The 15,537-nt window shown below is 60.7% G+C and carries 10 protein-coding genes and 1 tRNA gene; 8 read left to right on the plus strand and 3 right to left on the minus strand.

The genetic code is table 11. The annotated features are described in order from the left end of the window. The first annotated feature begins 78 nt into the window (after positions 1 to 78). From priA to BV106_RS33310, 5 genes are all read left to right on the plus strand, one after another. Positions 79 to 2,808: a primosomal protein N' gene (gene priA / locus BV106_RS33290; RefSeq protein ID WP_265596345.1), complete on the plus strand. Its 2,730-nt coding sequence runs from the start codon at positions 79 to 81 to the stop codon at positions 2,806 to 2,808. Between the two features lie 76 nt (positions 2,809 to 2,884). Next, the gene (locus BV106_RS33295) at positions 2,885 to 3,730 is read left to right on the plus strand and encodes a transglutaminase-like domain-containing protein (RefSeq protein ID WP_038172225.1); all 846 of its coding nucleotides are present in this window, start codon (positions 2,885 to 2,887) and stop codon (positions 3,728 to 3,730) included. A 72-nt stretch (positions 3,731 to 3,802) separates the two neighbouring features. Next, positions 3,803 to 4,735 (plus strand): cation diffusion facilitator family transporter, encoded by a 933-nt coding sequence (locus tag BV106_RS33300; protein WP_051946835.1) that lies wholly within the window; start codon positions 3,803 to 3,805, stop codon positions 4,733 to 4,735. 79 nt (positions 4,736 to 4,814) lie between these two features. Further along, positions 4,815 to 4,886, plus strand: a tRNA-Thr gene (locus tag BV106_RS33305). 15 nt (positions 4,887 to 4,901) lie between these two features. Further along, positions 4,902 to 7,253 carry a hypothetical protein gene (locus BV106_RS33310; RefSeq protein ID WP_051946838.1) on the plus strand — a complete coding sequence of 784 codons (2,352 nt, stop codon included), beginning with the start codon at positions 4,902 to 4,904 and terminating at the stop codon, positions 7,251 to 7,253. Between the two features lie 421 nt (positions 7,254 to 7,674). Here BV106_RS33310 and tnpA read toward each other — a convergent pair whose 3' ends face one another. Further along, a complete protein-coding gene (tnpA, locus tag BV106_RS33315; RefSeq protein WP_038172227.1) occupies positions 7,675 to 8,121 on the minus strand; it encodes an IS200/IS605 family transposase in 447 nt (148 codons plus the stop codon). Positions 8,122 to 8,923: 802 nt separating this feature from the next. Beyond that, positions 8,924 to 9,595, minus strand: a complete 672-nt coding sequence (locus tag BV106_RS33325) for a hypothetical protein (RefSeq protein WP_038172231.1) — start codon at positions 9,593 to 9,595, stop codon at positions 8,924 to 8,926. A 195-nt stretch (positions 9,596 to 9,790) separates the two neighbouring features. On the opposite strand from BV106_RS33325, the gene BV106_RS33330 reads away from it, so the two are divergent. The 3 genes from BV106_RS33330 to BV106_RS33340 are packed head-to-tail and all read left to right on the plus strand — an operon-like array spanning position 9,791 to position 13,209. After that, the gene (locus BV106_RS33330) at positions 9,791 to 10,429 is read left to right on the plus strand and encodes a TetR/AcrR family transcriptional regulator (protein WP_051946841.1); all 639 of its coding nucleotides are present in this window, start codon (positions 9,791 to 9,793) and stop codon (positions 10,427 to 10,429) included. Next, positions 10,426 to 12,018 (plus strand): DHA2 family efflux MFS transporter permease subunit, encoded by a 1,593-nt coding sequence (locus BV106_RS33335; protein ID WP_051946844.1) that lies wholly within the window; start codon positions 10,426 to 10,428, stop codon positions 12,016 to 12,018. Before BV106_RS33330 ends, BV106_RS33335 begins: the two co-directional genes overlap by 4 nt. A 45-nt stretch (positions 12,019 to 12,063) precedes the next feature. Further along, complete coding sequence (locus tag BV106_RS33340; protein WP_038172232.1) at positions 12,064 to 13,209, plus strand: HlyD family secretion protein; 1,146 nt, start codon at positions 12,064 to 12,066, stop codon at positions 13,207 to 13,209. A 96-nt stretch (positions 13,210 to 13,305) separates the two neighbouring features. Here the strand turns inward: BV106_RS33340 and BV106_RS33345 are convergent, their stop codons facing one another. Then, positions 13,306 to 15,414 carry a S9 family peptidase gene (locus tag BV106_RS33345; protein ID WP_038172234.1) on the minus strand — a complete coding sequence of 703 codons (2,109 nt, stop codon included), beginning with the start codon at positions 15,412 to 15,414 and terminating at the stop codon, positions 13,306 to 13,308. Between the last annotated feature and the right edge of the window lie 123 nt (positions 15,415 to 15,537).

The raw sequence follows: 15,537 nt of genomic DNA on the forward strand, positions 1-15,537 counted from the left end.
GAACTCACTTCGGAGTTCCAGTTCATCTGCCCATGTACCCAGGGTGGCGGCTCGTGCCTCGCCTTACCCTGGGCTATTTTGTATGACGCCCTTGGCGTCAGAGCACTCGCCTGTGGAACCGATGGGCCTCCCAACCTGGGCGCAGCGTCTCAACCAGCGCAGCGCCTCAACCAGCGGCAGCGCCTCAACCAGCGGCAGCGCCTCAACCAGCGGCAGCGCCTCAACCAGCGGCAGCGCCTCAACCAGCGGCAGCGCCTCAACCAGCGGCAGCGCCTCAACCAGCGGCAGCGCCTCAACCAGCGGCAGCGCCTCAACCAGCGGCAGCGCCTCAACCAGCGGCAGCGCCTCAACCAGCGGCAGCGCCTCAACCAGCGGCAGCGCCTCAACCAGCGGCAGCGCCTCAACCAGCGGCAGCGCCTCAACCAGCGCAGCGTCTCAACCATCCCGCTTGCGGCCCACCCCCAGCGAGGCATGATGCTCCCTCCCCGCATGAACGAATCCGCCAGCTCTCCACGCAACGAACAACCTCAGTTGTTCGCAGAGCTTGCGGGATCGGGACCAGAGAAGGCGGCTCCGCCTTCACGCGGCGTTGCGCGGGTGTTGCTCGAAGAGACGGCCCTCGAGCTCGACTACCTGATCCCCGAGTCCCTTGCACATCGCGTCAGTTTGGGATCGCGGGTTCACGTCCCCCTTCAGGGGCGCAAGACCGTGGCCGTGGTGGTGCAGTTGCTGGATTCCTCCCCGTTCGGCGGCAAGCTGCGCCCCATCTCAGACACCATCACCTCCCGGCCCATGTTCACCGGGCCGCTCCTCAAAATGGCCAACTGGATGGCCACTTATTACCTCTGCCCGGTGCGGCAGATTCTGCGCACTATGCTGCCCGAAGCGGTGCGGAGCAAACCAGAGAGCTTCCTCTCCGACAGCCACATCACCCTGGTGGGGAAACTCTCGGCGGATGAAATGACCAAGCTGCACAAGGCGGCTCCCGTCCAGGCCCGGATACTTGACCTGCTTCAGGCCAACGGCAACGAGTCCACCCTGAGCTACCTGCGCAAGCAACTACCCCGTGCCACCCAGGTGATCCATGTGCTGGTCAACAAGGGCCTGGTCACCCGCAGCGAGGTCCGGGTGGAGCGCGACCCGTTTCAAGAGGAGGAGTTCCTCCCCTCCGCCCCGCTCACGCTGACCGAAGAGCAGGCCGTTGTCTTTGCCGGTGTGCTCAAGGCATTGGAACAGCCCTTGGAAGCGCGGCCCATCCTGCTGCACGGGGTGACCGGCAGTGGCAAGACAGAAGTGTATCTCCAGGCCATTGGCCGGGTGCTGGAGAAGAACAAAACCGCCCTCGTGCTGGTGCCGGAGATCAGCCTCACTCCGCAGACCATCGAGCGGTTCAAATGCCGGTTCGCGGAGCGCAAGCAGCGCATCGCAGTGCTCCACAGCCACCTCTCAGACGGCGAGCGACACGACGAGTGGTTCAAGATTCACGAGGGCCGCGCCGACATCGTCATCGGGGCCCGCAGTGCGATCTTCGCCCCGCTGGAGAACCTCGGCATCATCATCGTGGATGAGGAGCATGAGCCCAGCTACAAGCAGGAGGAAGCGCCCCGTTACAACGCGAGGGACCTCGCCGTGGTTCGCGGAAAGATGGAAAACTGTGTCGTCCTGCTCGGCAGCGCCACCCCCTGCCTTGAGACCTTTGAAAACGCCCGAAACGGCAAGTATGACCTTTTGAGCATGAGCCGCCGGACGGATGGCAAGGAGCTGCCACTGATCCGCATTGTGGATATGCGCCTGGAAAAGCGGAAGACCAAAGACGGCTTCAGCATCCTGAGTGAGAAGCTCCGTCTCGCCATCCAGGGACGGCTGGACAAAGGGGAGCAGACCATCCTGTTTCTCAACCGCCGCGGCTTTCACACCGCCCTCTCCTGCATGGAGTGCGGGGTGGTCTGCCAGTGTGAAGACTGCGCCGTGCCCTTTACCTTTCACAAAAAGGAAGGCCGCCTCGTCTGCCACATCTGCGGTATGCGAAGGCTCGCCCCCCGCAAATGCGAGGCCTGTGGCGAGCCCAAGCTCAGCTACACCGGCTTCGGCACGGAGCGGGCCGAGGAAACGATCCGTACGGTATTTCCTCAAGCCCGGCTCGCCCGGGTGGACACAGATACCATGCAGCGCAAGAACCAGCTCCGCGACACCCTGCGGGCCTTTCGCAGCCAGAAGCTGGACATCCTCATTGGCACCCAGATGATCGCCAAGGGGCTCGACTTCCCGAACGTGACCCTCGTGGGTGTGCTCAATGCCGACCTCGCGCTGAGCATGCCGGACTTCCGTGCCGCAGAGCGCACCTTCCAACTGCTCACCCAGGTGGCTGGCCGTGCCGGGCGCGGTGAACGCAAGGGAGAAGTCTTCATCCAGACCAGCACCCCGCACAGCCCGGCGGTGCAGTTCGCCCGCCACGGAGACTTCGTCGGCTTCACGGAGCAAGAGTTGGAGCAGCGACAACAATGGCACTACCCGCCCTACACCCACGTGATCCTGCTCGGATCTCGCGGCAAGCAGGCGAATCACGCGGAGTTCGCCCTCCAGACCCTGGCGGGGAGGCTCAAGCAAAATCTGCCCGCTGACACGCGCATGGGTGAGCCCTGCCCCAGCCCTCTGGAGAAGGCCCACGGTCAGTACCGGTTCCAGCTCATGCTCCGGACGGAGAAGATCCGGCCTCTGGTCGCCCATCTCCAGCGTACCCTTTCCGATCTGACTTTTCCTGAGGAGGTCATCGTCACCTGGGACGTGGATGCCATGTCCCTCCTCTAACGCCCCGACACTCGCATGCCCCTCAGGCTCAAGCTTCCCGCTTGCTATGCCTCCCACGATTTGCTAATTCTTGACTATGCAGACCGCAAAAACCGACCTGCGCCATTTGCTCAAGCTGCTGGATGACGACACTCCTGTCGTCCGGGAAGCCGTGCGCGCCCGACTTTCCTCGCTTCGGCGGGAGCTGCCTGAGCAGCTCCTCGCTTTGGGCGAGCCGTTGGATGAAGAGCAGGAACGGTTGCTGAGTGAAATCTTTGCCCCCGTCTGCCGGGAAGAGCTGGAGGACACTTGGTTGTCCTGGCGCTGGCTTTCCACGCCGCAGGCCCGCCTGGAGGAGGCTCTCGCCCACCTCTCCGCTTTCTTGAGCGGCTGGCAGGCCCGTGCCGATGAACTGGGGCGCAAGCTCGACTCCCTCGCCGAGCAGGCGGTGAAAAAAGGCAACGCCTACGACGCCCGCAAGCTCGCTGAGTACCTGTTTGGTGGTCGTGGGCAGGAAGCCTGTCTTCGCGGCAACAGCAAGGACTACTACGCCGCCAACAACAGCAACCTGCTCTGGGTGCTGGCCAACGGTCAGGGCAATCCCCTTTCTCTCTCCTGCATCTACATTCTGGTGGGCAAGCGTCTCGGTATCAAGGTCGAAGGCTGCAACTTCCCCGGCCACTTCCTCGCCCGGGTGGAGCATGACGGTCAAACCTGGCTGGTCGATTGCTTCAACCGCGGCCGCTTCATGCTGGCCGAGGATGTGGCCAAACACCATCCGGCGGCCAATCCCTCCATGGAGGAGATCGTTCACGAATCCGCCACGGTGGAGACCGTGGTCGCCCGCGTGCTGCGCAACTTGGACGAGGCCTTCGAGCGCGAAGGCAACATGACGCAGAGACAGGTGGTGCGCCGTCTGATGCTCAAGCTGATGGAAGAGTAAGCCATTCACACAGGGCTGGCTTCGTTGACTTGATGCACCCGCTGACCATGGTGCCAGCGCATCCGCTGCCCCATGTCCTCCGCCCCCAATCGACTGACTCAGCACCGTATTGCCATCCGCACGGTGGTGAAAAGCATCATCACCAATGCCACCCTGGCCGCGGTGAAGATCACCACCGGCGTGGTGGGCCATTCCTACGCCCTGGTGGCGGACGGGATCGAGTCGGTCAACGACATCATCTCCTCCATCATGGTCCTCATCGGACTGAAGGTGGCCCAGATCCCTCCGGATGCCGATCACCCCTATGGCCACGGCCGGGCCGAGCAACTCGCCGCTTTGTTCTCGGCGCTGTCCCTTCTCTCTGCAGGCGGCGTCATCGCCTGGGAGAGCATTCACAACATCTTCCATCGGCACACCTCGCCCGCCTGGTTCACCCTGCCGGTTTTGATCCTGGTCATCATCGTCAAGGAGTCCATGTCCCGCTATGCTCTGAAAAAGAGCAAGCAGGCAGGCAGCACCGCCCTCCATGGTGACGCCTGGCATCACCGGGCCGATGCCATCACTTCCGCAGCGGCCGTGATCGGCATCACCATCTCCCTCATCGGAGGCGATGGTTATGAGATGGCGGACGACATCGCCGCGCTCGTCGGCTGCAGCATCATCTGGGTGAATGGCTTCATGCTGCTCAAGACCGCCCTCCATGAAACCATGGACGGCGTCCCTCCCCAGGAACTACAGGACGTAGCCCGTGCCATCGCCTCTTCCGTACCCGGTGTGGAAATGATCGAAAAGCTCCGCATGAAGAAATCCGGCCTGGGCTATCACATGGACATCCATGTGCAGGTGGAAGGAACCCTGTCCGTCGCGGAAGGCCATCGCATCGGCCACGAAGTGCAACGCACCCTCGTGGACTCCGAATGCCACATCCTGGATGTGGTGGTGCATGTCGAGCCGTATTCCGGAAGTGCGAAAGGGGCGCCCGTGGCCCAGGGTACGGCGCGGTGATGGGGAAAAATTCGACTCGACACCCTGTCGGGAAAATGGCACCGTCTTCTGACTGCCACATTGGCAGTCACGACCTTGCTCCGGGGTAGTTCAGTGGTAGAACGCCCGGCTTGTTACCGGGTGGGCGCTGGTTCAAATCCGGCCCCCGGACCCTTCATTCCTAGTGATGCCTCCGCCCCCCCTTTCAGAGTCAGATAACGAGTCCGTTGGCGATGATTACGCTGCTTGGCAGCTCGCCAAAGCGCTGAAAACCCTTGACGCCAGCTCCGATGAAACCGCACATGCCCAGGCCGCACGGCGTGTGGCGAAGTGGGAGCAGGTGCTACGCGGCAAGTTGGACGCAAGCCTTCTCCATGGCTCCAGAGCCCCCCTGCAAGGCACTCCAGTCTGGGCGACGCTTGAAGTTGTCACTGGAGGGTTCGCCACCGGCGGACTCTGTGCGGGAGGGCCGCTGCTGGAGCACGAAAATGCGTTGCTGGCGAACATCCCGGAAGCTCTCCACGGCAGCGGAAGACTGGCGCTGAACCATTGGTTCCTCACGGAGGCCGGATGGGGCCAGCTTCAAGAATGGCTGGACTCCGGCGCCTACCACGTTCGCCATCCGGAGGAGGCCGCCCTCCTCACTGTGGCCTGGTTGACTGGGAACAACCAGGGTCATGCAGCCCATGCCATCCTGGAGGAAATCGCCCCCTGGTTCGAACAGTTGCGTTTCTACCCAGAGCCCGCTCCCACCCCTTCCCGTTCCGCGGTGGAGTTCAGCTTTCAGGATGTCAAGAGTACCATCACCAAGCTGCTGGCGGCCCGCCCTCACCGTGCCATCCTCGCCCAACGGGAGGCGGTTCAGGTCTGGGCACCGTTCTATGATCAAATGATGGGGCTGTTGCAAGAGACTGTGGTGGAAGACTGGCCCTGCCGTCACTACCCGGCCGGATGGACCGATCGTGTCCGCCACCTGCTGCAATCCTACTCCGCCCTGAGACTGAATCACACTCTTTGCGGCCGTCCGGACGACGCCGGAGGGTCGTTCGCCCAGGCTCGTAATTTCCTCGAACGCTGTAGCACGGTCCCGGAACAGCTCACTGGAAAGGATGTGGGACGGCTCCGCCTGCTACTCAAGCGTTATGTGACGAAGCATGGACTGCCGAACTCAGAAACTGTCCGACAACAGCGTGAGCGCCAGATGCTCGATGTCAGCGCTCCATTGTACCACAATCTGGCAAAAATTGCGGCCGAGCGGCTGGGTCCTTACGCGACCGACGACGGGATGGAAGACATCTCTTCGCTCAAGCTTCCAGCCACCCCGGCGGAAGCATCACAACATGACGTTCCTCCCGGAACCGAAATCCCGGTTCCGGTTCAGCGCCGGCTGGCAAGGTGCGAAATCAATACGCTGGATTCCTTCGTACAGCAGGGATTGATCAGTTCTGCAGACATGCTGGCGGAGTATCTTCCGCGTTTCACAGCAGAGCTTCAGGCTGCAGAAATGACCTCGCCGTCATTGCGGCGACTGTATTCCAGCCTCTACCGGGCGTTCCGGAAACGCCGTTCGCTGCTCCTTGTCAATTTTCAACATCAAGTTCAACTCGATGAGCTCCCCTGGGCAGCGAGCCTCGGGTCAAACCGTACCTGCTCGTCTTCAGAGCCGTCAGCGCGCCATCAGCCCATGCGGGAGCTGGCCGCGCTTACCATCTCGTTCTTTCCTCACACCATCCTTCCCAACAAGCTCCTCAAAGAATTCTCGGCCCTCGCCAAGACCGCAGGCCTGGACCTGCCGCTGGTGGAAGAAGTCGCCGCGGACATCTTCATGGGTGACTTCACTCACAAGTATCTCCAGGCAGCCAAGATTGCAGCCTTCCTGTTGAAAGGCACGCTCTATGAAGCTTACTACGATATTGACTACGCCGCAGTCTTGTCGATTTCCGATGCCAAACCTTCTCTCATGAGCAGATGGCTGAGAAGAAGCGCGGTCACAAATGACGGGACGTTTGCCAGCTTGTGCTACGCGAGGGCGGGCAACTCCTCCGCGTCGCACTCCGTGGCGGCAAATGGCGTGGTCATTGAGCAGCAACAGATCCTCACCACGCAGAATCTTGCCGTACTCTTTAGCCGCCTGGACTTGATGGATGTGTTGGTTGAAAAACTCCCGCAGCTTGCGAGGCAGAGCTTCACCTGGATCTGTCAGCGGCAGCAGATGAAGATCTCTCACCATCATGCCGGACTCATCATGCTGAAGAACACCGCTTACGCCTGGCGTCAAATGCTGTTCTATCTCGCATTGGTTTCTCCCGACGAGTTGAAGTCTTTCTCCGCATGGATGGATGACACGGTGAAACAACAGAGCGACGAGTTTCAGAAGCGTTTTCACCCGGTTGTCGCCGGATTTAAGCATGTAGTGGAAGGCGGCAGACTGAACTCCTATCCTCACGATGGACCGGCGACGGGTGCCCCTCAAGTTTTCCTGGGATGGTCAGCCACACCCCACTGGCTGATGCCGACTACAGCGGCAAAAAAGGCATAGTTTGGAATAAGGCCACAAACACGGTGGACTCAGAGAGGGGGGTGTGGAGAGGCTGGTTTTGAGTCTGGGTTCTGGACTGAAGAATCGATAGCGAAAGGCAGATCTCTGCCCCCCTTCGAGCGCAGTCGTTCCATCTCAAGGCAATCCAATCATTCGATGACAACACCTCCAATTCCTCGGGCCACCATCGGCGGTTGTGCTCAAAGCACAAACCGCCGCTCCTTGCGCGAGGCAAGCATGCATTGCGTGATTCGCTAGAGTCCTGCCTAACCCCTTGGCACGTTTTCATGAGCCATGCCGAAGGCATCCCAGAAGGTAGCCAGGGACCGGGCGAGTTTGACGAGCCCTGTCCCTGGAACACGCGAGAGAATTTTTGCGCCCTGAAGGGGTGCCAGAAATGGTGGCCGCCTCCTCCAACTTCTCAATCCAGAAACCGATCTTCGAACCGAACTCCAGCCTTCACCAACATTTGGGCCAACTCCTCTCTGAATGACCGGGTACGGTGGTGGTCCTCCTGTTGAGCAATGTACTTCAACACAGGCTCCCGGGAGGTCGCACTGATGGAGAATGCCGCATATCCCTCCTGCCAGGAGAAGTCACGAATCCCCATCTCCTGATGAACCCAAATCGATGATGCCCTTTTGAGATCTCTCATAAAATCCGACAGGCAGTGCGTTGCCTTCAGCCCGACGAGAAGGTGGACGTGATCTGCGACGCCACCGATCCCTTCAGGAATGCCGCCAAGTCCGTGTACTGTGCCACCCAGATATTCGTGGAGGCGGGCCATCCACTCGCGGGAAATGCAACGCTCGCGATTCTTGGTGCTAAAGACCAGGTGGTAGTGCAACGAGGTAAATGTACCAGGCATAGTTGTGAATTTGATCGAGAAGCCTCCCTTTCTGGCATCCCTTCAGGATGCAAATGTTTTTGAGCTTTCCAGGGACAGGGCTCGCCAAGCTCACCCAGTCCCTGGCTACCTTCTGCGATGCCTTCGGCATGGCTCATGAGAACGGGCAAGCAAGGTGATTGGGCTGGATTCTATCGATCATCGCGCAATGCGCGCTTGCCTTACCCAAGGAGCGGCGGTTTGTGCTTTGAGCACAACCGCCGATGGTCACCGAAGATTTGGAGCGTGCGACATGGAAGGGTTGCGCTAGAAGGAGCCGATTACCCCCTTTTCTGGCACCCCTTCAGGGTGCAAAATTCTCTATTTCCCTTCCAGGGACAGGGCTCGCCAAGCTCCCCTGTCCCTGGCTACCTTCTGCGATGCCTTCGGCATGGTGAACTCGTCTACAGGAGGCAGATTCTGAGCCATTGCTCCCACGCGGAGCTGCCGGACTAAAGATGCCAGATTGGCGAGACTCGTGAGAAGCAACCCGCCTTCCTGATTCACATCTAAAGAGAAGCTTTTCGTTCCTCCTATTCCCTTCCCGCTCCAACCACCAGAAGCAGGGACCGAAGAATCGGGCAAATGATTGTGGGAGAACTGATTCCAGTGGTCCTTCCATGCCGAAGGCATCCCAGAAGGTAGCCAGTGGCTGGGCGAGTTCAGCGAGCCCTGCCACTGGAAAGCGAGATAAGAGATTTGCACCCTGAAGGGGTGCCAGAATCGCGGCTTCTCGATCAAACCACCAAACACCTTCGCCTGCCCCAGCCTACCCTCACCCATCTCACTTTTCCCAGGACGCCTCCACAATCCGCTTCACTTCCTGCACCGTTTGGCCCGGGGGGACGTGAGTGTAGAAAAAGCGAATCACCCTGGTGTCCAGCGGCGTCAGACCGGTGAACACTTTGTCGAGACTAGTGAATGCCGTCTCATCGAATTCCTTGCTGGTGCTGGGAAAACCGTAGGCACCCAGGATGTTCGTGAGCAGCAGGTCCTTTGCTTTTTCACCTCCTGTACGGTCCGTGAAAAGGAACACCGACCCGACCACGATCTCCTTCTGCTTGCCCCAACTGATCCAGTAAGTTGCCCCGCCTTGGATGTTGATGCGCTTGTCGATGCCCAGCGCTATCTTCGCGAGTTCACGGCTCGGACCAATGTAAATGGTGAGGGCAGGCCCCTCTGCAACGGTCAGACCAGAGGCGGCATTGATTTGCCCCACCACCTTTTCTGCATAAGCCGTCATCTCCGCGGAAGTGGACTTCACCTCCAACCTGGGCAAGGCCAGCCAACGCTTGGACACTCGCTCGATATCGCCAGCTTCCTCGGTGAATGCCACATCTTCGACGAACCGCTTCACCTTGGCCGTCGCTTTGCTGAAGTCAGGATCAGCACCAAACGTGCAAGTGGCAACCACGAGCAAGGCGGAAAAGACGAAGGCGAGAACCGGGCGAGGCATAAGGAGAGGGCGTCAGCGTAACACAGCCCCTTTCTTCCCGCCATCCTGAAGGAATCCCCCAACCGCCAGATCGGGAAGCCATCCTGCCCCATGAAACGGGATCACCACCTGCCTGAACGTTTCTTCATTTGAGCCCTTTACCAAGCGCGACATCGTGCCAAAAATGCAAGCAACCACTTGCATTCCTTTTTTGACATGCCGACCGCGATCAAGCCATCAAGGCGCACCACCACTCCTGCCCGGGAGAAGCTCCTGCGCGCGGCCGCGGTGGTCTTTGCGCGGGACGGATTGCAAGCTGCCACCACCCGCTCCATCGCTCAGGAAGCCGGGGTGAACGAAGTCACCCTCTTCCGCCTCTTCGAGACCAAGGAGCGACTGCTCGCAGAGGTCCTCAAGAAGGAGTGCCTCACCCAGCAGAACATGATGGCGGCACGCACTTCGTGGACGAGTGATCTGCGCAAGGATCTGCGGGCTCATGCCAAAGCGCTGAACAAGGCCTTGGAGAAGGGTGAGGCCATGATCCGCACTTTGATTGGCGAGGCTCGACGCCAGCCCACCCACGCAAAAGAGATCATCCAGAACTCGATCCGGCCAGCACGCGAGGGCTTCATCGACTACCTCACGCAGGCCCGCGATGAGGGGCGTATTCGCGGAGACTTGGACCTGTCGGCAGCCGTCGACATGTTTACCGGCATGCTACTGGCCGGGATGCTCCGCCGAACTTCCCACGGAATTGCCGAGTACACCGCTTCCACCTATCTGAACACCAGCGTGGAGATCTTCGTCTCCGGCATTACGCCTATCACTGCCCCCCGCTTCAGTCACCGTTCATGATCGTCACTGACCCGTCCCGGCTGTCGCCGCTTGCCGCTCTCGCCGCCCGTCAGGGATGGCTGCCTTGGGCCGTGCTGATCACCGCATCACTGGGAGCCATCCTGGAGGTCATCGATGTCAGCATCGTCAATGTGGCCCTCACTCATATGCAGGGGAACCTTGGGGCCACCCTCTCGGAAATCAGCTGGGTGGTCACGGGATATTCGGTGGCGAACGTCATCATCATTCCCCTCACCGCCTGGCTGGGGCGACGGTTTGGCCGGAAGACTTATTTCCTTTTCTCCCTCGTTCTCTTCATCGCCTCCTCCATGCTCTGCGGCCTGGCGACTTCTCTGCCCATGCTCATCGCGGCCCGCATCCTGCAAGGGCTGGGTGGAGGCGTGCTGCTGGCCAATGCCCAGTCGGTGATCTTTGAATCCTTTCCTCCCGAGCGTCGCAGCCTGGCCCAGGCGGTGTTCGGGCTGGGAGTCATCACCGGCCCCGCCATCGGCCCCATCCTGGGCGGCTACCTGACCGACACCCTCGGCTGGCGGTGGATCTTCTTCATCAACCTGCCCGTTGGGATTGTTTCCGTGATCCTGGCCATCACCTTCCTGCCGAGGGACGACGCCTCTCAGAAAAAGACCGGGGAAAGCGTGGACTGGCTGGGAATCATTCTGCTCACCATTGGCCTGGGCAGCCTGCAGACCCTGCTGGAGGAGGGGCAGCAGGATGACTGGTTTGCCTCCCGGTTCATCAGTGCCCTGGCAGTGACCAGCGTGGTGGCCGCAGTCCTCTTTGTCTGGCGGCAGCTCACGGTGAGCCATCCCGTGGTGGATCTTCGGGTACTGCGTCACCGGTCCGTCGCAGCGGGCAGCCTCTACTCCATGGTGCTCGGAGCGGGTCTCTACGGGGTGATCTTTGCGGTGCCGGTGTTCGCGCAGAACTACCTTCACTTCAATGCCATGCAAACGGGCAACCTCCTGGGCCCGGGTGCGATCACCTCTGCCGTGGTCATGATCATGCTTGCGCGGGTCACCAAGTTTGTGGATCCCCGTGTGCTGGTCGCCATGGGGGGCCTGCTCACTGCGCTCGTGGCGTATCAACTTTCCCACATCACCACCCAGTCTGGTACCAATGAACTCTTCTGGCCGCTCGTACTGCGCGGAGGCAGCAGTGTGCTGATGTTCCTCCCCTTGAGCCTCGCCACGCTGGGCCCCGTTCCCACGCGGGACATCGCCGCCAGCGCCGGCTTCTACAATCTCACCCGCCAGTTGGGCGGAAGCATCGGTATCGCCCTCATCACCACCGTGCTGGCCCGGCGCCAGGCGCTGCATGAAAGCATCCTCGCAGAAAAGGTCAGCCTGTTCAACCAGGCCACGCAGGAACGACTGGAGATGCTCACAGCCGGATTCCAAACTCATGCCTCCAGTGTGGTCAACGCCCATCATCAGGCTCTGGCCGTGATGAAGGGCACCATTCAGGCTCAGGCCGGCGTGCTCAGCTACGCCGACATCTTCCGCTACGTCGCCCTCGCCTTCATCCTCACCCTGCCCCTTCTCCTGCTCCTCGGCAAAGGAGGCAAACAGGCCCCGGTTGACGCCCACTAACCCAGCCGCCGGACCTTTCTATTTCCTCAATCCCCCAAAAATCGCATGAGCACCCAGACTGCCGTCGCCCCGAACAAAGACGATGCCGCGCCCCCGGCCTCGGTAGCACCACGAACCCGCCCCCGCATCATGAGAGCGCTCATGCTGGGGATCGTCCTGCCTGTCGCCTTGCTGGCCTCCGGCCGGGTGGTCTATCACATGCTCACCCATGAGGAGACAGATGACGCCTATGTCACCGGCTCCATCCACACCCTCAGCTCCCGTCTGGCCGGGGTGGTGGATCAGATCCTCGTGGATGAGAACACCCACGTGAAAGCGGGCCAGCCCATCATCAAACTCGACACTCGGGATCTCACGCTGGAGTGCGACAAGGCACGCGTGGCCCTGCAGCAGGCCCAGGCCCAACTTGCTCAATCGGAAGCCCGGGTCTCCGATGCCACCTCGCAGGATGATCTGGTACGCGCCGGCATCAAGCTGGCCAAGGCCAATGTCTCACGTGATGAAGCGACGGTGGCCAAAGCCAGGCTCGACTTCGAACGCGCCGAAACGCTGAAAACAAAAGACCAACTCTCCGCCATTTCCCAGGCAGACTACGATACAGCCAAGACCACCCTGGCCACAGCCACGGCAGGCCTTGAAGCCACCCATGCCTCCCTGGAGGCAGCCCAGGCCTACATCGCCAGCATCGCAGCCAAGAAGAAAGCAACCGAGGCTGAACGGGACGCCGCCAAGGCCCAGGTTCACGCTGCGGAATACGCCCTGAGCTACGCCGAGCTGCAACTTTCCTACACCACCATCAACGCCCCGTCAGATGGCATCATCAGCCGCAAGAATGTGGAAGTGGGCAACCGCGTTCAGCCAGGGCAGGCCCTCTTTGCCGTGGTGGATCAGGAGGTGTGGATTCAAGCCAACTTCAAAGAAACTCAACTCTCCCATCTGCACCCCGGCCAGGCTGTGGAAGTCACCGTCGACGCCCTGCCTGGGCACGTCCTCGCTGGCCATATCGACAGCTTTGCTCCCGCCAGCGGCGCCCAGTTCGCCCTGCTCCCTCCTGACAACGCCTCCGGCAACTTCACCAAAGTGGTCCAACGTGTGCCCGTGAAGATCACCTTCGACCCCGCCACCCTCTCAGGCATCAGCCAGCAAGTCCGGCCGGGACTGTCGGCTATTGTGAGCATCGCGGTGGACTAGGAAATTATGAATTAGGAATGAGCTGTCCGATGCCGCCGATTCACGCCCACGTGACCGGGGAGTCATGGCTCATTCATAATTCCTAATTCATCATTCCTAATTTTCTTTTCCCAGTTCACGCAGAATAAACGCATACCTCCGCGCCACATCCTCAAGCTGGGCGTAGCGACCGGTGGCACCGCCGTGGCCGGCGTCGAAGTTGGTTTCCAGCAGCACGGGGTTCTTTCCTTGATGCACGGCACGGATCTTGGCCACCCATTTGGCAGGCTCCCAGTAGGCCACCCGCGGATCATTCCAGCCGGTGGTCACGTAGAGGGAGGGAAAGACCTGGGGTTTGACATTTTCATAGGGCACATAGCGCCGCATGACATCAAATACGGCGCGATCCTCAGGATTGCCCCACTCCTCGTACTCGCCCGTCACCAGCGGGATGGAAGGGTCGAACTGGGTGTTGAGCGCATCCACAAACGGCACATCCGCCACCACGGCCCGGAAGAGTTCGGGCGCTTGATTCATGACGTAACCCATGATCAACCCGCCGGCACTGGCGCCGTAGGCACACAGGCTAGAGGGGGAGGTGTACTTGAGCTCCACCAGTCGCTTCGCACAGGCGATGTAGTCGGTGAAGGTCACTTCCTTCTTCAGCACCCGGCCGGCTTCATACCAGGTGCGGCCGAACTCGCCACCGCCACGCACTTGCGCCGTCGCGACCGTCACCCCGCGATCCAGCAGGCTCAGGGCCCCCGCGTCGAACCACGGATCACTGCATGATCCGTACGAGCCGTAGCCGTCCAGCACCAGCCCGGCGCTGCCGTCCAGCGGCAGGTCCTTGCGGCGCACGAGCCAGACCGGCACGACCACTCCATCCGCGGCCTTGGCCTCGACCTTCTCCACCACATACTTGGCAGGATCAAAGCCCGAGGGCACTTTCTTCTGCTTCAGGACCTTCATGGTGCCGTCAGCCAGATTCAAATCAGCCACGGTGAAGGGCGTGACATAGGAGGTGTACATCACCCGCTGGGCCGTGGCGTGGTAGTCAGGAGTGTCATCTGAATCGAGCGATCCCCCCTCCACCGGAGCGGGCACCCAGCGATGGTCTTTGACCTTGTCTTTGGTTTCAGGATCCAACAGGAACACTCCAGGCACGCCCTGATTCCGAGCCCCTACTACGATGTGCGAGGCAAAGGCATCCACCCACTGGAGTGCCAGCTTCTCTTCATACGGCCACAATTCCTCCCAATCACCAAGCTTTCCGTCCGCATCCACCGCCGTCAGCAGGCAGCCGTTGGTACCGCCCAGATTGCTCACAGAGTACCAGCGCCCCTCCCGGTGGGCGACATTGTGCCGGATACCCGCCTTCCGGGGAATCAACACGACGGCCGGCTCCCCGGGACGATCCAGAGGCACCACGCGGGTTTCAGTCGTATTGGTGCTGCCGGACTCAATCATGAGGTACTTCCGGTCCTTGGTCGGTGAGATCCTGACGTCGAACTGCCGGTCAGCTTCCTCATACACCACCACATCGGCCTTCGCCGCCGTGCCCAGCACGTGCCTCATCACCCGGTAGGACCTCTGGGTGTCATCCGGCGTGGTGTAGAAGAGCGTGCGATTGTCATTGCCCCACACCGGGCCCATGTGAAAGGCCGTGCCTTGGACCTCGTCCGGCAGAAGTTTCCCAGTGGCGAGTTCCAGGAAATGCAGGGTGTACACGTCGGTCCCATCGTGATTCTCCTTCCAGGCCAGCAACCGGTCATCTGGGCTGACCGAAGCTCCGCCCCCAAGAAACACCTGGTGTCCCTTGGCACGCTGGTTGAAGTCCAGCATGATTTCCTCGACACCGTCCGCCACCTTCTTCCGGCACAGGGTCTCGTACTCGCTGCCGGCCACATACTTCTCGTAGTACAAGTAGGCTCCGCGTTGGACGGGCACGCTCACGTCCTCATCCACCACCCGCGAGCGCAACTCTTTGAGCAGGGTGGTGTAGAGAGGCTTGAGCGGTTTGAAGTAGGCACCGGTGTATGAGTTCTCCGCCACCAGGTACTTCCGCACCGCCGGATCATCCCGCTGCTTGAGCCAGGAGTAGTCGTCCTGACGGGCTTCTCCGTGCTCGCGGTGCGAAAAAGACCGCCTTTCAGCCTTGGGGGTCGGCTCTTGGCCTACAAGAGGGGTCACCAGCACGAGGGAAGCGAGGATACTCCGGAGCATGCCCGCTCATAACCCGCTCAGCCGAAACGTCAACCACCCACCCCGACGCCCGGCAACGACAGGCAATTGGGTATTGCATTTGAGACCTAGACGCAATATCTCTAACCCTTCCGATCCAACCCT

The organism is Verrucomicrobium sp. BvORR106 (assembly GCF_000739655.1).
GTDB lineage: Bacteria > Verrucomicrobiota > Verrucomicrobiia > Verrucomicrobiales > Verrucomicrobiaceae > Verrucomicrobium.